We start from the raw sequence: 19,295 nt of genomic DNA on the forward strand, positions 1-19,295 counted from the left end.
CTATGTACCACTGTATCCTCTGCGCCAGCGACCTGACCAGCACCACAGACCATGCCCTAAGCTGCCAACACTGCGGCCAGCATTACCCCGCCATTAACGGTATCCGCGTGTTTATTCCCGATGCCGCCGCCTCCCTGCAAGGCTATCTCCAAGAACAGGCCGAAGCCGAACAGGCCTTAACCGCCATGGCCGACAAACTATCAACACAGCAAGCCACAACTGACAGCGAATTTTCGGCACGCATCAGCACCCTATTAACGGCAATAAGCACCAACCGCGAAGTTTTAGCAACACCCTACCAAGCGATCCGCGCGTTTTTGCAAGCCAACCCGCAAACGCCCGACTTGCTGGCGTGGAGCATGATAAAAACCGGCACCACCTTGCTGGATATGCTGCCGTATTTTTACCAAGATTGGGCGGATACCGCAGATTTTGCCAAAGTCGCCGGACGGATTGCCGCCACCCTCAACGAACACCACCCCGATAAGGCCGCCGTGGCGGTATTAGGCGCGGGAGCTTGTGGCTTGCTGCACAGCGTCGCCCCGCATTTTGACCGCGCTTATGGCGTGGACTTATCCTTACCGACACTACTGGCGGCACAAACCTTTATGGCGGGCGAACCCTTACACTGCCATTTGCCCGATGCCCATTGGCAAGCCGTCACCCTAACCCCACCCGCGCAACCGCCCGGCAATATCGAATTATTGACCGCCAATGTCAATAACCTGCCCTTTAAAAATGCCAGCTTATCGGTGGTGATTACCCAATACATGTTGGATATTGTCAGTAACCCGCTGGGCTTGGCGCAAGAAATCCGCCGCGTCCTCAAACCTGACGGGCTATGGCTGAATTTTTCCAAACCCTTCCGCATCGCCGCCGACCTGCCGGAATTGGGGATGCGCAACCTGGCCGAATTACCGCCCGTGTTCACCCAACTGGGCTACGCGGTAATCAATCTGGAAAACCATCGTTTCACTTACCTTAATCTGGAAAAAGTCTCCGCCGAAACCGACCTGCTTAACCAGCTAGTGCATTACTTTGTGTTAAGAAAAACCGCCGGGCAGGCGGATAGGCCAGATAGTGCGGCTGTGCAACAGTTTTTTATCCCCAATGCCCCAGTATGGCAAACCATACCGCGCCTAATACCCAACCGCCCGCTAATCTTCACTCGCACCAAAACCTTTGACGGCCAAGGCGGCGTTAAAGAAGCCTTGTTTATCAAAGTCATGGGGCATACTTTTGCCATCCCGACCGAATTCGCCTTATTACTGGAAAGCTTATTCGCGGCAATCGACGGGCAACGTAATTTACGGCAATTGTTTCAAGGCCAGCAGCAGACTATCGGCTTGGATGAAGCGGGATTTTTGAAATTGATTTATATTTTGCATGTGTTGCATTATTTGTTGGAGTTTTAGGGGGGGGGCATTAAGTTTTTAATTAGCGTTAAAATGATGTTTACATGAAGCAATATTTGTTGTTTAATAAAAGAAGGCTTTTTAGATAAAAATAAACACCTTATGAATAAAAATAGTCTAAAGATCTTATTTAACCAATTATATGTAAAATATAACTAAAAATTAATTAAACCTTTTGGTTTTTCTTGTAATATAAAATCTTAAATATGGAGATGCTGCAATGGCTAATGAATCAGGGCCGCAAAATGACGTAAAATATTGCCCTGCCTGTAAAGGCACTTTACGTAATATTCCCCGTGAAGAAATGACTTCCCGTGGACACATAAGAGCAGATGGAACGGTTTCACCGCACACGCACACTTATCAATGTATCGACCAAAATTGCAACATACGTTTTGAAATAAATCAGCAACGGTAAGCAATTTGACATAAATCCATTTATCTCCGACCACATCCGCCTAATGTCCATTAATAACATGGACACAATGGCCGCTTTTATCCGATTATACCCTTCTGCGTAACCATCCCGCTAACACGGTAATTAAACAGCCGAGTAGGGTACGCTGTGCGTACCTTCACTAACAATATAACAAAAATACCATAAAAAAGGTACGCACAGCGTACCCTACCGGACTATGTATGAAATGATTAGAAAGCTTTAACCTTCAGCCGCTTGTGTCGGGCAGGCGGTTTTACCCGACACAAGCCGCGTGGTTTGCCCATACCCTTTGCTTATGCTATCCCCCTTTAATCCTTAGGGATTGTCTACGTCACTTCTGGCGGCATAGGTAAATGTCGGGCAAAACCGCCTGCCCGACCTACGCGGCTTTTTCCCTAAAATTTAACATAATCCCCTACCCGACCTCATCCGCCTAATGGCCATTAACAATGTGGACACTGTGGCCGCTTTTATCCGATATACCCTTCTGCGTAACCACACGGTCAATACAGTAATTAAACAATGTTATTTAACACACCAGCTATGGCAAATCGCTTATTATATCGCTTGGATTTTATTGGCAAAAATGCCCACTAAGTGTTTTAATCGCCGTTAACCTCATGATATAAAAACATTAATTTTTAATTTTTCAATCTGGTACAAAACCTGCATTTCCGTTAATTATGAGGGTTAATCTGCTCGGCCCCAGTCTATACAGCCGTCGGGCAATGGCCTATTTGTCATAACAAGCATTTGTTATTTAACGCGAACAACGGAAGAGAACATGAACATTACTATAGAGAACCTGTACCTAAAACATAAAAACGAATTGGTTTACCATGTCTTCCAAATCCTCCATTGCCATGATCTGGCGGAAGAAATTGTCCAAGAAAGTTTTATCAAATTCTCTGTAGGCGTTAAAAAACAGTTGATTGAAAACCCCCGCAGCTATTTGTTCCGCATCGCGAAAAACTTGGCTTTTGATTATCTTAAACACCAAAAAGTCACCGACAATTATGCCCAAAGCCAAGATGTGACGGTTGTACCTGAAGCGGAATTGCCCTCTTTGGAACAGGAGGCGGTAGACCAACAAAAATTGGCGATTTTGCGGGGGGTGATTGATGAATTACCGCCCCGTTGCCGCCAAGTGTTTGCGCTGCATAATATCCACGGCATGAGCTATAGCGAAATCGCCAAAGATTTGGGCATTTCTGAAAGTGGGGTTGAAAAGCACATTATGAAAGGTTTGCAGCATTGCCGTAAGCGGATGAAAAACTTGTTGCCGGCCTAAGCAGTGGCTGAGGTTTTTGGCTGTTGGGCCGTCTTAGCTATGGCTAGGCTTTTCCGGGGTTAAATACCCGTAAAGCGGCTGAAATTTTCATAATCCCCAAAAAGAACACAGTAACAACATCGGAGAGAAAAAATGGCGTTAGGTGACGAAGAAGATAATACGGTTTATCAGGTTGTGGTGAACCACGAAGAGCAATACTCTATTTGGCCGGATTATAAGGAAATCCCCGGCGGTTGGTCTGCCGTTAATAAAAGCGGCAACAAACAAGCCTGCTTGGATTACATAAAAACAGTGTGGACGGATATGCGCCCGTTAAGTTTGCGCAAACAGATGGAAGAGGCCGCGCAGTCTTAGGGACTCATCGGGGCTGGGGGGCGCAAAGGACAGCAAGCCCGTTTCAAGGCGGGCTGTCAGCTACTCATCCCTAGCCCATTGTAGACAACCGACAGCAAGGCCAAACAGGCCAACATAAATAAAGGATACCAAAAACGCTGCCCCGCCTTGTCATTAGGGCTGGACGGTGGCTGTGCCGCTGCTTTGAGCGCCTGCCGGAGCAGTGGGTCGGCCCACAACGCACAAATTTCATCAAATGCTTGTTGATGGGCAGGAGCCTCTTGCAGCCAATGGGCAAAGGCCGCTTTTTCTTCGGGGGTGACAGAATCAGCACGCAGTCTGGCAAACCAAGCGGCGGCTTGGCTGTCAATGTGTTCTGCAAGTTCAGGGGTGCTGGGTTGATGTTCATTTGCTTGCTTCATGCTTTGCATTGTAAATAATTTGCAATCAAACTACAACGTTGATGAATGGCAGGGGCAGTGCGTAAGATTGGCAGGGACGGCAAGATCGGTAGGCTCTGCACGCTGTTTTGCCGGACATTTTTCATTATTGACCGTTTCAAAACACTCGCTTTTAGTACTCGATCATCAAGTTTTTAATATTAGAATAAGCAACTTAGCCACTAAATATTGGGTAAGCATTTAAATTAATTAAAAACAACAAGTTAAAAGGTAACGCTGCTCCCTCCCCTGATGGGGAGGGCTGGGGTGGGGAGAATCTAAACAACACTTTTTTCATTAAACAGAATAAAAATACGTTGATCAAAATCTCTGAGCCATAAGAGTAAGTCATTGATTTTATTCTCCTCACCCCAGCCCTCCCCATCAGGGGAGGGAGTTGTCCACCTTGACAAGCCTTAGCTCTTCGCTAATTTTTCCCACTATTTAGAGGTGATTTTATGAAAAACTTGATCATCGAGTAGTAAGCGTCCATTCATGATTTAACCTTTTTATCTCTGCCTTATCCTAGTCGAAGCCCCCGCGCCCTTCGGCTTCGCTCAGGGAACGGGGACTTCTGTCGGGCGAACAGTGTGCCTGACCTACAGACGACTATATGGCCGGGTTATTGCTGCACGGTCACAAACGATAATTTGCTGATGCCGGAACGCTGGGCACTGGCCATGACTTTGGCGACGGCCTCAAAAACCGCCGCTTTATCGGCTTGGAGTTGCAGGCTGATTTCAGGGTCTTTAGCCTGTAAGGCTTTCAGTTCCGCCTCTAAGCCCACCAGCGGCACGGCTTTGTCATCCAGCATCGGCATACCTTCGGCATTGATGCTTAACACGGCGACATGTTGGTCGGGGGTGGGTTCGGTCTGTTCGGTTTTGGGTAATTTGACCCGCACCACTTGGGTCAGCAGCGGTGCGGTGACGATAAACACCACCAGCAACACCAGCATCACGTCCACCAGCGGCGTGACGTTGATCTCGCTCAGTTCGCCGTCGTCGTCATTATTGGACAGTTGCATGGACATCGTCGTATTCCGTCGCTTGGAGTAAATGGTTCTGCATAGTGTCATGCAGGAAATCACTGGCAAAATGTTCCAATGTCGCCAAGGTGGCGCGGTTTTGGCGCAGAAAAAAGTTATAGGCCAATACTGCCGGAATGGCGACCGCGATGCCGAGGCCGGTAGCGACTAAGGCTTCACCGATAGGCCCTGCGACCACGTCTAAGCTGGCCGAACCTTGCGCACCGATGTCTTTGAGGGCGTGCATAATGCCCCACACCGTGCCGAACAGCCCGACGAACGGCGAGGTGCTACCGAAACTTGCCAGCCAGCCTAAGCCCGATTCCATCCTGGCCTTTTCTTTTTGCAACTGTTGGCGCATCGCCCGTTCCAATAATTCATGCCACGCTTGGTATTGCCCGACCGATAAGTGCTGCTGTTCGGGCAAGCGTTTAAGAATAGCCAAGCCGACGTGGTAAATGCGCATCGCTTGGGCATTAAGGCCTTGCTGATCAATCGCCTGCGGCACTTTGCTGGCTTTAAACTGGCGGATAAAACGGTGGTTACGCCACGCATTCCAACCTACTTCCAGCGCCTTAAGCAAAATGACGCTCCACGTCAATAACGAAAAACACCCTAATAAACACAGTGTGCCATTGACAATACCTGCTTCTGACATATCCAAAATCATTTCCCCCTTTTGCGCAATAGTTATTTTTCATTATGAGGCACAGTGCCTCCCTGCCTAGAACACGCGCTGCGGCTCCGGTAGACTTAATCCAACTTAAACTCAATCGGTACGTTCACCCAACTGGCGACGGCGGTGTCGCCGCGTTTGCCCGGCACAAACCGCCATTGTTTGACCGCCTCCAACGCCGCCTCGTCAAGCACATCATGGCCACTACTGTGCTGTACCGACAACTCGCCGCAATTGCCCTCAGCGGTTACAAACACCCGCAGCAAGACTCTCCCTTCCCACTGCCGTTGCCGTGCCATGCGCGGATAAACCGGGGCGGGGTTATTTAAATAATTTGCGTTGGCGGAGGCGGAAGTCACGGTGTTATTCTGGCTCGCTGATGCCGGCTTGTCCTGATGGCTGCTTACCGGAGCGGCCTGACTGGCGGGCACTGGCGGTGCGGCAGGGGCAGGCACATCCGGTAAAGCTTCGGGCTTGGCTTGCGGTTCCGCTGCGGGCTTTTTGACTTCGCTGGCTATTTTCGGCTTCTGGACAGGCTTGGGCTTAGGTTTTGGCGCAGGTTTTTTGTCAAGCGGCTTGGGTTCGGCTTTAGCAGGCGGCGGTGGCGGTGGCGCGGCGGTTTTGGTAACCGCTGGCGGACTGGGCCCGGCCAAAGCAATATCAATAGTCGGTAACGGCACGGCTTTGCTGATGGCCTGGGGCGCGGGGCGTTCCAGATACCAAAACAGGCAAGCGCCGTGCAACAGTGCCGCTAACACGGCAACGGCGGCAATCGCCAGAGGACGTTGCCAGCCGTCTGCCAAGGTTATTGATGGTATTGGCAAGCGGCCTGAGTATTTAGGGCTGGGCCCGACAAAATAAACTGTCATTTCTTTAAGTCAGATCGGGACGGCTCGGTATGAAATTGCAGCTTGCCGTTTAATTCGGCCAGTTGCTCGTGCAAGCCCGCGAGGCTTTGCCGCGTGTCCTCAAGCTGAGCTTGCAAATGCTCAAAATGCACTTGGAAATAGCGGGCGGCAGGAAATTTGGGTTCTGCCCCTGGGCCGTTGATGGCGCGGGGCTTTTTCTGCTGTTGTTGGCAGGCCATGTTCATAACGTTATTTTCTCCCTCAGACCCTTAGATTAACGATTGACGATGTAACCGAACAAATCTTGTGAGTGCTAATGACGATTTGCCTATCGTTGTTTAACTTAAGACGAACGGGGCGATAAATCCCCCACCCTAATTAAAAATAAAAATAGGCTAAATGTTAATACGGCTTACTAATAGGCGGGAAATAAAATCTGTTGTGCCCGATGTTCAAGTTTTAAAAATTAAAATGAATAGTTCATAATATTTAATTAAAACAACATAGTGCAATGTAATACGGCCACTCCCTGCCCTGAGGCAGGTATCTATACAAATTTATGTATTAAAAATAGGCTTTATATGGGTTTCAGGGTCTTTTTGCCGTGCCTCTTTAGTAAAACCCATATAAAGCCATAACAATTTTATTTATATATTGTTTGTAAAATGGCAGGATGAACGTTGGCACACACGGTTTAGGCCATAGCCTGACCGTGTGTGTCCGCATTTTGCCCGTCGTTTGATTAGTGACGGTATCTTACTCCTGCGCAGGCTTCATCGAAATAGCCCGTATTTGCGAAGATAAACATCTAATTTACCCTTGGCTGTTCCGCCAAAATTGCCGTTAGTATTTCCGCCGACATAAACCGCGTCGTCGTCACCAACACGGACAGCATTGGCGATATCGAAGTCGCTACTGCCGAATTGCTGACCCCTCACCAGTTTGCCGGACGCATTGTATTTGCGGACGAAGGCATCATAGCCCCCCCGGTTTGTGCCGTTTAGTGAGCCCATACTTGATCCCGCGACATAGATATTTCCGGCGGAATCAAGGGTTAGGGCATTGCCATAATCGCTGCTGTCGGTACCGAACTGGCTCGTCCACAGTGCGGTGCCGTCTGGGCCGTATTTACGCAAAAACACATCATCGGAGCCTTTGTTGTCGCCCGCGAGGTTGCCCCTGGTGATCCCCGTGAGGTACACATTGCCCGCGCTATCGGCTGCTAAGGCATGTACATAAGTGAGCTTGGTCGAGCTGGTCGGAAAGAAGGGAACGGTCCATGTGGCGGTACCTTGGGCATCCAGCCGGGTAAGGCTGGTATTCCATTGTTGGAAAGCGACACTGTTGGCTGCAACATAGCTGTTGCCGTCGGCATCGGTGGCCAAGCTTGGGCGGGCTGCATAGGGCGACGAGGTGGAACTCGCCTGACTTTCCCATAACAACTCCCCTGACAGATTATATTTTCTGATAAAAACTTGCCGATTTTGATACGGGTAGTAGGCTTTTTCGAAAAGGATGATAATAGAATTATTATCTTGGGTGGTGGCGATGGCGTTGGCCGTTAAAAGCGTGCGGTCACTTGCGACTGGAATCGTGAAATTTTTTGTCCACAATGGGCTTCCCGTGGCATTGAAACTCTGGAGATAAATGTAGTCGCGCTGGTTGGGCCATGCGCCAGCAGTATAGGCGCCTACGATATACGAATTGCCGTTTTTGTCCGTCGCTATACCGTTGGCCGATGCGGAAGCTTTGCCTCGGCGCCAGAGGAGTGCTCCAAACGCGTCGTATTTGCGGACAAACCCGTCGATACCGTAGGTGCTGGCACTGGGGTCTAGCCTATTTCCTACCATAAAGGCATTGCCCAACGGGTCATGGGCAATACCCGTCAATTGCTCATCAAGGGGAGACCCGTAATGTTGGGTGTAGCCGATGGTTACTGGGGGAGTATCTGCTGCGCGGGCGGCATTAGCGGGGGTAAAGGCAAGGAACGCGGCGCATAAGAATCCGTAAAGCTTGTAGAGTTTATAATTGTTCATAATCTGTACCTGGTTACGTCTTTATATTTAAATAAATATGAGTAGAAACAACATGTCAGGGCTTATCAATGTAGTACCCGACCATCCCGTTTTTCATAAAACAGCCCAAAATTTTTAACTGAACGTTTGGCGGAAAACAGGTAGGCTAATCATGTTAAAAAGTGACCGGGTTTGCCCCTTTCATAGAATATAGAAGTTACGCATTGACAGAAAGGATTTTTTGAAAACCATACTAATATGAAGTGATGAAAAAGTTTTTACTGTTTAAAATCAATGTATTATAAATATAGTTTTATGGGGTTTTTTTAAATTATGACGGTTTTGTCTTTTTCGCAAAGAATCTTTAAGCGCATGATGTTTATATATACTGTGAACGGCCAAATCTTCGGCTTTTACATTCACCGTAGGGTACGCTGTGCGTACCTTTTGCACTTCTAAAATATTTTGCCGCCGATTTGGAGTAACCGTTCACCTATTCCCTTTCGAAAAATGGCTAAAGGCCATTGCACGCTGATTTAGCTGTGGTTTACCAACAGACCATTGATTTTTACCAAATCCTCCGGCGATAAGGTGCCTACCGCCTGTTTCAGCCGCAGTGTGGCCAGCAAATAATCATAACGGGCGCGGGCGTAATCGTTTTGGGCGCGGAGTTGTTCGCGTTCGGCGATGATAACATCCAAGGCGGTGCGCCGCCCCGCCCGGAACCCGGCTTGGGTGGCGGCGAGGGCGGTTTGGCTGGAGCTTACCGTTTGCCGTAAGGCCTTGACGCGGCTGATGCCGCCGACCACGCCGAGAAAGGCGTTGCTGGCCTCCCGATGTACGGCGCGTTGCGCTTGTTTGAGATTGGCCTTGGCTTGGCTGTGCCGATGTTCGGCTTCCCTGATTTTAGAATTGACCTGACCGCCTTGATACAACGGCACGGTCAGGCTGAGGCCGACGATGGTGTCCTCGACATCCGACGAGCCGAAACGGCCACCGCTAGTGGAAAAACTTTGGCTGCCGACGGCATCTAGGGTGGGCAAATGCCCGGATTTTTGTAGTTCAATCGCCGCCTTGGCGATTTCAACCAGTTGCTCGCTGACCCGCAGGCTTAAATTTTGCACCAAGGCTTGGTCTACCCAACGCGCTTCACTGGCAGGCTCTGGCGCAACCAGAGGGATGTCGTCGCGCAACACCGCCAGTTGCGCGTACTGTTGGCCGGTGGTTTCCTGTAAGCTTTCTTGGGCATCGCGCAACTGGTGTTCGGCATCAACGACATCGGACAGGGCGCGGTCATAGCCCGCTTGAGCCTCTTGCACATCCGCCGTCGCCAAAAAACCGACCCGTTGGCGTTGTTGGGTCTCGGCTAAGCCACGCGCCAAAGCGTCCCGTTGCGCTTGGGCGAAGCGCAGATTATCGGCGGCGGCTAACACTTCGAAATAACGTTCGGCGACCCGCAACAACACCGCGATTTCGGCGGCGGCGAATTCGGCTTCGGCTTGAGCGACGCGCTTATCGGCCTGTTGCTTGCCCACAACGCGCTCATAATGCAAAATCGGTTGGGTCAGGGTCAGGGTGTAGCCGCCGGACACGAACGTGCTGCTACCGCTTGAACCCGTGGCGGCACCGCCAAATTGTACGCTTTGGCGATCTTGGTTAACGTTGGCGCTAAAATCGGCACTAGGCAAGAACAACGCCGCGCGGGTTTGGTCACGGTTTTCCTGCACCGCCGCCAAGGCTTCCCGCGCCCCTTCCAATTGCGGGTCTTCTTGGGCGGCTTGTCGGTAAACCGCCACTAAGTCATCGGCCAGACTAGGCGGGGCAACACCAAGGCTGAGCAGCAATGGCACAAGATAGAATAAGCGGTTATTGCGGTCTATCATCGCGCCGCCTGTGGCTTCGGCCTTGCCCCGCCCATCGCCAGACGATACAGCAACGGCACGATGAATAGCGTCAACAGCGTTGAGAACCCCACCCCCCAAACAATGGCGGTCGCCACAGGCCGCCATAAGGTAGCGGAGCGGTCAGCCGCCAGTGCTAACGGCAATAAGCCGACCAGCGTTGTCAACGAGGTGATCAGGATAGGCAACATGCGCCGCCGCGCAGCGTAGACGGCGGCATGGACTACCCCCATACCGCCCAATAAACGGTCATGCGCGGCGGAGAACAGCAAAATCGCCGAATTGACGGCAATCCCCGCCAAGGCGACCGCGCCGTATAAGGTGTACAGGCTAATCGGTTCGCGTGACAGCAGCAAGCCCAACACCACGCCCGCAAAGGCCATCGGTACTTTCAGCAATACTAAACAAGGCAGGCCATAGCTTTTAAACTGGGCGCCGACAATCAGGAAAATCAGGCCGATGCCCAGCACAAACTGTTGCCCTAATTGGCTTAAGCCTTTGTTCACCGCTTCTATTTCGCCGCCGAAATTCACTTGTACCCCCGGATAACGCCCGCTAACCGCCGCCCAACGCGCCTTAATCTGCTGATTGATGGTTAAGGTGTCGGTTTGGCTTTTGTCGATGTCGGCCTGTAAGGTCACAATACGCTGGAAATCCCTATGGACAATACTGGCCGGCCCGATGCGCTGTTCGGCAACCAGCACTTGGCTTAGCGGCACGACGCTGCCGTCGGCGCGGGTGACGGTGTGCCGCAAGAAGACGGCGATGTCGGTGGCGTTGCCGTTGTGCGCCCTGACCCGCACCCCCACGGGTTCGCTTTGGTCAGTAAAACGTGCGACGCTCTCGCCATCCGCTAACAATTGCACCGTGCGCAGCACTGCGTCGGGGTTTAGCCCCGCCCTTTGGATGGCGGCACTATCCAAATGCAGTTGTAGTTCCGGCAAGCCCGCGACATTGGCCAGTTTACTGTCATGGACGCTAGGCAAACTGCCGAGCAGCCTTTTTAATTCGGCAATGGCCGCTTCCAGTTCCTGGCCGCCCACGCCGGACAGCATCAGCTTAATGGGTTTGCCGGTATGGCTGGGCGCGTCGCCTTCCACCCAAACGCCCACCGTGCCGGTAATGCTTTGCAAGACGGGTTTGACTAAGGGGATGAGCGCGGCGGCATCACGTTTGGCATCGGTATTGAGATTAAACCAGATGTCGCCGTATTGATGGCCATACAAGTATTTGCCGTCAATGACCACCGCCCCGCTTTCGATGGCGCTGGCCCGCAGTTCGCCCGCGTTAAACAGGCCGCCCACGCGCCGCTCGATTTCCGTCAATTTGTCCAAGGTACGCGCGGACGGTGTGCCGTTGGGCATTTCCAAGGTCACAACAAAACCGTAATTAGGCTCTTCCGGGAAAAAATCAAAGCGCACCCAGCCCAAACCCAATGCCGCGCCCGCCAAGAGAAAAATCGCCGCCACCGCCAGTAACGCGCGTCCCGGTCTGCGCAACACCCGCAGCAACAGCAAGGTATAGTGTTTTTGCAGGCGACGGCGCAGCCGTTCCCGCCACCACGCTTCCGCCCCCAGTTTGACGGTAGCCGCCGCATGGGTCGGCAATATCCATAAGGCTTGCACTAAGCTAATCAGCAACGCGCCGCAGACGACTTGCGGCACGACTCCCATGACCGTGCCAAATATGCCGCCCACCAACATCAGCGGCATAAAACTGGCGATAGTGGTTAATGACGAGGTGGCGACGGGCAACCACACTTCGCGTAACGCCGCCACCGTCGCTGCTAGCGGCGCTAAGCCACGGCGCAAATACTGGCCGATGGCTTCAATCACCACCACCGCATCATCGACTAACATGCCTAAGACAATCACCACCCCCAGCAATACGCTCAGGTTAAGCGATTGTCCGCTCAGTTGCAGGGCGATAAACACCCCCGATAGGGCAAACGGCACCGCCAGCGTGGTGAGCAAGGCCAAGCGGGTGCCGAGCATCAGCCACGTCACCGCCCACACCAACGCCATCCCCGACCAAGTATGCCCTTCCATAACCGCCAGCGCGTCGCGTATCGCATCCGAGGTGTCAATCAGCAAGAATAACTTTACCCCCGTGGCGGCACTTAGCCGATTACGCTGGCCGATATACGCGTTAATGCTGTCGATTACGTCCAGGGTATTGGCTCCCGGCTGCTTCATCGGCATCACCACAACGGCGGTTTGGTCGCGGAAGCGGGCGCCCAATTTGACTTTTTTGCTGGTGCGGCTGATGTCGGCCAGGTCGCCGAGTTTCACTGTGCCTTGCGCGGCGATAATCGGCAAAGCCGCCAGTTGGGCGGCGGCGTTGTCCGTACCCGTCACCCGCACCAGCCATTCCCGGCCATCCACCTCCACCATCCCGGCGGCAAGGTCGCGAAAATAAGCCCGCACCGTATCGGCCAGCGCCGTCGGATCAATGCCCAAGCCCGCCAAACGCTCAGGGTGAAAGACGACATGCAGTTCCGGGTCTTCCAAGCCTTTGGTATCCACCCGCAATACGCCGGGCAAACGCTGTAAATCCCGTTGCACTTGCCGCGCTTGGCGGCGGAAGTTATCGTCTTCACCCGGCCCGTACACCAACACTTTGAACCAATCCGGGTTAGTGCTATTGACTTCAATGACATCCGGTACGGTGTCCTTGGGCAATTCCGTTTGCGCCAAGGCTTGCAATTCGCGGCGCACATCCAACAGGCGGCGTTCATACAGGGGGCGCTTAATATCCTGAAACACCACCGTCACCTGCCCTGCCCCGCTTTGGGCATTGCTGAAAACGTGTTCTATATCTTTGATTTTAGATCGTAACATCCGCTCAATAGGGTCAATGGCCAACCGTTCGACATCTTCGGTGGACGCACCCGGCAGCGGTATGCTGATTTCAATGATATTCAGATTGGCATCGGGGGCTTTTTCCTTAGGCAATTGCATATAGGCCAACACCCCCAAAATGAGTACCAGACTATAGGCCAAGTTGGCGAGGACAGAATTATCATAAAGCCGGGTCAGCCACATGGGTTAGGGTTGCCCCTTGCTGTCGGCCTTAGGGGGAGTGTCGGTTTGCACTGTGATCGGCATCCCGTCATTCAGGCCATATTGGCCTGACACGACAATAGGCGTGCCAGGCGGCAAGGCAATCAGGGCGGGGTGGCCGGGCTGGGCATCGGGTAAGGGCTGAAAATGCGCCATCCCGGCACTGGCGGTAAATACCCCCCATTGCTCACCGCGCTTGAGCAGCGCCTCGGCGGCAAGATGCGGCGCGGGGTTGCGCCACACTAAACGCCCTGCCGCCCCCGGCTCGGCTTTGCGGCCACTAAAATCCAAGCGCACTTCTTGGCTGCCCGTTTCTGGGCGTATAGTCGGCACAATCGTCCGTAAGCGCAATGGATAGTGCTGGCTGTTGTACTCAAACGTTAGGGTTTTGGCTTGGGTTAACGCCGCCACTTCGCGGCTGGAGACTTGCGCCGACACTTCACAATGGCCAGTATCCAATAAGCGCAATAACGGCGTACTGCGGGTGACAAACTGGCCTATGCCTATCAGGCGGGCCGTCACCACGCCAGAAAAGGGAGCCTTGACGCTGCAATGGCCGATTTGCCGGGTGGTGGTGTCGATACGCGCGGCATTTGCCGCCAATTCGCCGCGCAATACCGACAGTTGGGCGCGTTTTTCCTGCACTTGTTCTTGCGGTACGGTTTGCTGCGCCGCCAAGGTTTCGGTTTGTTGCAACTGCCAGCCCGCCAATTCCAGCCGCGCTTGGCTGGCTTGCCGCTCCCCTTGCAAGCGTGTCCGCTCCAACTCAAAATCTTGGCAGGCTAATTGTGCCAACACCTGCCCGGCCTTAACGGCATCGCCGACCCGCACCGCCATCTCGGTAAGCTGTGCGTCGATTTGCGCGGTGATGGGTGCGTCATTGAGGCTGACGGTCATGGCCGGGGCGGCGGATTCGGGATAAACCTCCAGTTGCGCCAACGGCCTGACAGTAACGGCGATAAGACCTTCGGCCTGCACCTGCGGACACAACACCAGGCTGAGCCAAACAAGGGCAAGCCCTGCGTGAGTAATAGACAATGTGCGGATTCCTGTTGGTTATCAATGCCAGCTATAAGGCTTTAGTGTGCGGATGTAAACGTTAAGAACGCACAGTTAAAGCCGGAGCGTCCGCGCCACTAGATGTAACAAGCTTGAAAAGCTTTACTAAGGGATTTATCCGTGGCTCTTGCTAAGACGCTTAACACCCCAAAAACCTCACGCCGTATTTGCGTTAGGAATGGCTAGGGAATAATTCAGACAAACGCTAAAGGGTACGGGTCTTGGAGAGCGGGCATCTTGCCCGCGCTCCAAAAATGAGGATGCTGAAGTTATTTTATGCACGTCCCTTATCGGTTTGGGCAGATGGTCATTGGGGGCGGTTACTTAGCATCAGCGTGTGCTGCACCGTTCCGGCCAGCAAAGGCAGCGGCAAACCTTGCACCCAAAACGCTTGTTGGTCGTGGTAGTTCGCCGATAAGGGGTGGGCGGATTGGCCGCCGGGCATTTGTAAGATGCCGTCGTCAAGATGGGCGGGGGAAACCACCAGCCGTTCACTGGCCCCAAAACCGGGGCCGTTGGCGCGGACACAACCGCCGCACCCGGCTAAGGGTTGTTCCGGCATGTTCAGCCAGTCGCCGATAATCGGCACGGCACCGAAAATAGGGTGCAGCAAGCGGGTTTTGTTGATTTTCCCCCAGGTTAGCTCCGCCAGTTGGTGGGTTGGGGCTTGGGTCTTAAGCCGTTGCGCACTGTCTTGCAATTGCGCGATGATAAAGTCATCCCAGTTTTTATAGTGCGTCGGGTCGGGCAATAAGGCCGGGCTTTTTTGTTTGAGCAGGGCTTGCAAGGGGGTGTCGACGTAAAGCCAAGAGTAGGAGAAGTTGTTATCGGCGCTTTTGCAGGCATTCAAAAACGGTGTCAGCACGGTTTTGACCAATTGCTTACGGAATTGCTGCAATAAGGCAAAGCCTAGGCTGTCGGTGTCCGCCCGCCCGTCCCACGCCATCAGGTAATCGCGCACCTCTTCCAGTTCCGGGTGCTGGCGGACAGTCGCCGGGCTTAACAGCCCCAAAGCCAATTGCTGGTAAAAGCCATAGAATTCCATTTCCGTGTCCCCTTGCAGATTAAACAGAGACCATTCATTGGTCTCCTGCATTTGTCCTAGCCGTTCGCTGATGCGGTAAGCCCGATTTCCTGGGGCAAATTGGTGGCCGATGATATAGGGATAGTCTTTGCCTAGGCGGCGGTCATTGGCCGACACCAAAAAACCTTGGGCGGGGTCGGTTACGCGGGGTAAGTCTTGGGGGTTGACATAACCGTCCCAGCCGACCTTACCGTCTGCCCAAGAACGGCTCACCGAGCCGTCCATGCCGATGCGGCGGGGTATTTTGCCCATGAGCGTCCAGGCGATATGGCCTTGGTCATCCGCTAACAGCACATTCAGTTGTGGGCCGCCGATAGCGTTGACCACCGCCAGCGCGTCCGGCAGCGTGGCAGTCGGCTCCAAATCCAGCAACCCCAAGCCGAGGTTGTCCGCCTCCAACGCCGTCCAATGGATGGCGACGGGCTTGCCCAATAAGGGTTTAACGGTGACCGGCCCCCACACCGTCATTTGCACATCAAGGTCTTTGGCGGGGGCATCTTTAATAATGATGCGCTCTTGCTTATGGCTAAAGTCTTGCCAATGGTCGCCGACTTTATATTGCCCAGGATTGGCGGGGTTGAGCTCCAAACTGACCAAATCTAAAAAATCCCCGGTCAGATTGGTGTTGCCCCAGGCGATATGGCCGTTGCTGCCGGCCACAAACACGGGCGTGCCCGGCAACACTACGCCGACGCTATGGGTGTTGCCGTACTTAAGTTCCGCCCGATACCAAATGTTGGGTACGGACAAGTCCAAGTGCATGTCATTTGCCAAAATCGCCCGCCCGTCTGCCGTCTTTGTGCCGCTGACCGCCCAAGCATTGGAGCCACGGACAAATTCCCGCACCAAGGTCGCATCAGCCTGTGCTGGCGGTGCGGCGGGCAGCAGCAATTTCTCAAGGGCGGCGGTGGGCACAGCTTGGGCAGGCCGCCAAGACGGTTTAGGGTACAGGCTGTCGGTAAAGCGGTCGGTGTCGGGGGTCAGAAACGCCACGACCTCGGCGGGCAAGGTTTGGGTCATCACGCTTAACATGCGCTCTTCCGTTTCGGCCCACGCAGTCAGCATTTCGGACATCCCCAACGCCACCAGCAAACTGTCCGAGGCTTGCCAAGGTTCTGGGCGATAATTCAAGAGGGTGAATTCAAAAGGCAGGGCTTTAGCCTGGCCGATAAAACTGTTCACGCCTTCGGTATAGGCGGCGAGATAACGCTGATGCTCAGGCGGCAGCTTGGCTAACGCGGCTTGGGCAATGTGGGGATAACCATAAATTCTCGCGGCGGTGTCAGCACCGACCGTCATGGCGCCAAATAACTCGGACAGCCGCCCGGCACTTTTACGGCGCAGCAAATCCATCTGGAACAGGCGGTCACGCGCGGTGATAAAGCCTAGGGCGCGTATCGCGTCCAGGCGGTTTTCGGCCTGGATGACCGGGATGGCGTAGCGGTCTGAGGTGATGGTGACGGGGGCGGATAAGGCGGCGACGCTTAGGGTACCGGCCAATTCCGGCAGGGATTGCCGCAACAGCCACCAGCCGCCGCCCAAGCCGATAACGGCCAGTACCACGGCAACGGCCAGGGGATAAACGATAAGCCAGCGGCACAGGCGCATTAATACTCCCCAAATTCAACCATTGGACGGGGTGTGGTGACGGGCGGATAGTCGATGGCCTTAATCTGGCCTTCTTCCAGTGTGATGCAGCGGTCGGCCAGATGGAAATAGCGGTCATCGTGGGTGATTGCCAATACGGTTTTGCCTTTGGCCTTGAGCTCCGGCAGCAGTTCGGTATAAAAAAGTTCCTTAAATTCGGGGTCTTGGTCGGCCGCCCATTCGTCAAAAATATAAAACGGGCGGTCTTCCAGATACGCCACCAGTAAGGCCAAACGTTTGCATTGACCCTGCGACAAGGCGGTGGTGGAAAACCGTCCGTTATTCAGCGTCAATTTATGCTGCAAATGCAGGCGCTCCAGATAATCCATCAGCTTATAAGTGATTTTGTCGGCATCGAAGCCGAACAACTCGTCGAACAGATAAAAATCAGCAAACACCACGGCAAACTGTTGCAAATAGGCCGCCCGGTTCGCCGCGCTGATGCGGACACCATTATAGCGGATTTCACCCAGTTCAGGATGGTAAAGCCCCATTAACAACATCGCCAAGGTGGTCTTGCCGCTGCCGTTGCCGCCGACCAAAAACACCAGTTCACCGGGCCTAAACTCCAGATTGATGGGGCCTAAGGTAAAACGGCGGTTTTCCTTTTCCCGGTGGAAGCTGTGGGTGACTTCGTCCAAGGTCAAGGACTGGAAGGTGGCCCATTGTTTCGGCAACGGCGCATTAGGTGTGCCCAGCGGTTCAGTTTGCAGCGCTTCCCCCAATTGGGTGATTTTGTCCAGGGCAATCCGTGCCGTCACGAAAGCGGGTAAGCTATGGGTCAAGCCCGCCAGATGGCCAGTCATAAACAGCAACACCAACACATAGCCGCTGACCACCTCCGGCGCGGCCTGATGCCAAAGCCCGCCAAACAGGATCAGGCCTATCGCCAGATAATACACGAGAAAAGTGTATTTATTAGCCAGCATAAAGGTGACGTTGGCAAACAGCGTCAGCCGACGGTGGTTTTCCGCGCTGGCCGCCAAGCTTCTGGTCATAAAATCGCGGCTCCGCTCGGCGTGTAATTTCAGTTCTTTGATGCCTTCGGTCAGATGGCGGAAACTTTGCCCCAATTTATCATATTCTTCCCGCGCTTTGACAAAAGCCCGTCCGGGGGCTTGGGTCAACAACCGGTAAGTGCCGACCGTAACGATGATAATACCCGTCAACACCAACGCCATTTGCCAAGACAGCCACGCCAAATACGCCAGACAACCCACCACGACCGCCCCATGTATGCAAATCTCCGGCAATAACATAAACGCTTGGGAAAGCGTGGCAATATCGGTGGTCAGGTTCGCCAATAATTTGGCCTTGCCGAGTTTTTGCAAATTTGGGTAGGGCGAGCCGAGGATTAATTGGCTGATACGGATGCGCAGCTTGTAGATGGTCGCTTCGCTCAAGCGGCTGGTCAGGCTAAAAGACAGCGTTTCGCTCAGTAAGACCAAGGCGCATAAGCCGACAAACTGCCCTAACAACGCCTCACTGGGCACCGACAAAGCTTGGTTGATGGTCGCTATTAAGGCCGCGCTGCCCAAACCGCTGGTGATGCCGATGATTAATACCCATACTATCGTCTGCCAAGAGGTGCGCCATAAATAACCGAACATAGTGTTTCCTGAGTGGGTTGTTTAATGCTTTGACCAACGCTAAGCATGGGTTAGTTTTGTTAGAACGGGTTTGTTAATGACGTTTTAATGGCCTGTTACCTCACCTGACAATTTTGTCGCAACTATTGTAAGCGCGTGTCCCTACCACGTTGCCTTTTCAGGTAAAGTTTGTTTAATCGCCGTTATTTGTTCGGGGGTCAAAGGCAACAATTCATCAATGCGGCTATTCGGCCACATGGGCAGTTTTTCTAATGTTTCTTTCAGCCATGCCGCCGGGTTTAGGCCATTAAGCTTGGCCGTGCCCAGTAAGGTTTGGATCGCGGCGGCACGTTGCCCGGCACGTTCGGAGCCGGCAAACAGCCAATTTTTCTTGCCCAACGCAATGGGCCGGATGCAGTTTTCCACGGGGTTGTTGTCAATCGGCAGATGTCCGGTTTCCGCATAACGG

The 19,295-nt window shown here is 53.2% G+C and carries 15 protein-coding genes; 3 read left to right on the forward strand and 12 right to left on the reverse strand.

Annotated features, from left to right (window positions below; translation table 11 throughout):
• Positions 1–2 precede the first annotated feature (2 nt).
• The 3 genes from AADEFJLK_RS13525 (at position 3) to AADEFJLK_RS13540 (ending at position 3,499) form a co-directional block, all read left to right on the forward strand.
• Positions 3–1,415 carry a class I SAM-dependent methyltransferase gene (locus AADEFJLK_RS13525; protein WP_103974641.1) on the forward strand — a complete coding sequence of 471 codons (1,413 nt, stop codon included), beginning with the start codon at positions 3–5 and terminating at the stop codon, positions 1,413–1,415.
• A gap of 1,223 nt (positions 1,416–2,638) precedes the next feature.
• Entirely contained in the window at positions 2,639–3,145 is a 507-nt protein-coding gene (locus AADEFJLK_RS13535) for an RNA polymerase sigma factor (RefSeq protein WP_088620286.1), read from the forward strand.
• A gap of 132 nt (positions 3,146–3,277) precedes the next feature.
• The gene (locus tag AADEFJLK_RS13540) at positions 3,278–3,499 is read left to right on the forward strand and encodes an MbtH family protein (protein ID WP_088620285.1); all 222 of its coding nucleotides are present in this window, start codon (positions 3,278–3,280) and stop codon (positions 3,497–3,499) included.
• Between the two features lie 56 nt (positions 3,500–3,555).
• Here AADEFJLK_RS13540 and AADEFJLK_RS13545 read toward each other — a convergent pair whose 3' ends face one another.
• The 12 genes from AADEFJLK_RS13545 to AADEFJLK_RS13600 all read right to left on the reverse strand — a co-directional run.
• Positions 3,556–3,900: a FecR/PupR family sigma factor regulator gene (locus tag AADEFJLK_RS13545; RefSeq protein ID WP_170065117.1), complete on the reverse strand. Its 345-nt coding sequence runs from the start codon at positions 3,898–3,900 to the stop codon at positions 3,556–3,558.
• A 640-nt stretch (positions 3,901–4,540) separates the two neighbouring features.
• Positions 4,541–4,951: an ExbD/TolR family protein gene (locus AADEFJLK_RS13550; protein WP_088620284.1), complete on the reverse strand. Its 411-nt coding sequence runs from the start codon at positions 4,949–4,951 to the stop codon at positions 4,541–4,543.
• Complete coding sequence (locus AADEFJLK_RS13555) at positions 4,929–5,615, reverse strand: MotA/TolQ/ExbB proton channel family protein (protein ID WP_346222703.1); 687 nt, start codon at positions 5,613–5,615, stop codon at positions 4,929–4,931. Before AADEFJLK_RS13555 ends, AADEFJLK_RS13550 begins: the two co-directional genes overlap by 23 nt.
• 83 nt (positions 5,616–5,698) lie before the next feature.
• The gene (locus AADEFJLK_RS13560) at positions 5,699–6,490 is read right to left on the reverse strand and encodes an energy transducer TonB (RefSeq protein ID WP_103974644.1); all 792 of its coding nucleotides are present in this window, start codon (positions 6,488–6,490) and stop codon (positions 5,699–5,701) included.
• The gene (locus AADEFJLK_RS13565; protein WP_088620282.1) at positions 6,487–6,714 is read right to left on the reverse strand and encodes a hypothetical protein; all 228 of its coding nucleotides are present in this window, start codon (positions 6,712–6,714) and stop codon (positions 6,487–6,489) included. The genes AADEFJLK_RS13560 and AADEFJLK_RS13565 overlap by 4 nt, the downstream gene beginning before the upstream one ends.
• Before the next feature lie 528 nt (positions 6,715–7,242).
• On the reverse strand, positions 7,243–8,505 hold the full coding sequence (locus AADEFJLK_RS13570) for an SBBP repeat-containing protein (RefSeq protein ID WP_103974645.1): 1,263 nt from the start codon (positions 8,503–8,505) through the stop codon (positions 7,243–7,245).
• A 515-nt stretch (positions 8,506–9,020) separates the two neighbouring features.
• Complete coding sequence (locus AADEFJLK_RS13575) at positions 9,021–10,367, reverse strand: TolC family outer membrane protein (protein ID WP_170065118.1); 1,347 nt, start codon at positions 10,365–10,367, stop codon at positions 9,021–9,023.
• Entirely contained in the window at positions 10,364–13,429 is a 3,066-nt protein-coding gene (locus AADEFJLK_RS13580) for an efflux RND transporter permease subunit (protein WP_103974647.1), read from the reverse strand. Before AADEFJLK_RS13580 ends, AADEFJLK_RS13575 begins: the two co-directional genes overlap by 4 nt.
• Positions 13,430–13,432: 3 nt before the next feature.
• Positions 13,433–14,485, reverse strand: a complete 1,053-nt coding sequence (locus AADEFJLK_RS13585; protein ID WP_146054596.1) for an efflux RND transporter periplasmic adaptor subunit — start codon at positions 14,483–14,485, stop codon at positions 13,433–13,435.
• 328 nt (positions 14,486–14,813) lie between these two features.
• Positions 14,814–17,198, reverse strand: a complete 2,385-nt coding sequence (locus AADEFJLK_RS13590; protein ID WP_103974649.1) for a penicillin acylase family protein — start codon at positions 17,196–17,198, stop codon at positions 14,814–14,816.
• Positions 17,198–18,847, reverse strand: a complete 1,650-nt coding sequence (locus tag AADEFJLK_RS13595) for a cyclic peptide export ABC transporter (protein ID WP_103974650.1) — start codon at positions 18,845–18,847, stop codon at positions 17,198–17,200. The genes AADEFJLK_RS13590 and AADEFJLK_RS13595 overlap by 1 nt, the downstream gene beginning before the upstream one ends.
• A gap of 141 nt (positions 18,848–18,988) precedes the next feature.
• On the reverse strand, positions 18,989–19,295 hold a 307-nt coding region (locus tag AADEFJLK_RS13600), incomplete at its 5' end, for a transposase domain-containing protein (protein WP_146054616.1).

The organism is Methylovulum psychrotolerans, assembly GCF_002923755.1.
GTDB lineage: Bacteria > Pseudomonadota > Gammaproteobacteria > Methylococcales > Methylomonadaceae > Methylovulum > Methylovulum psychrotolerans.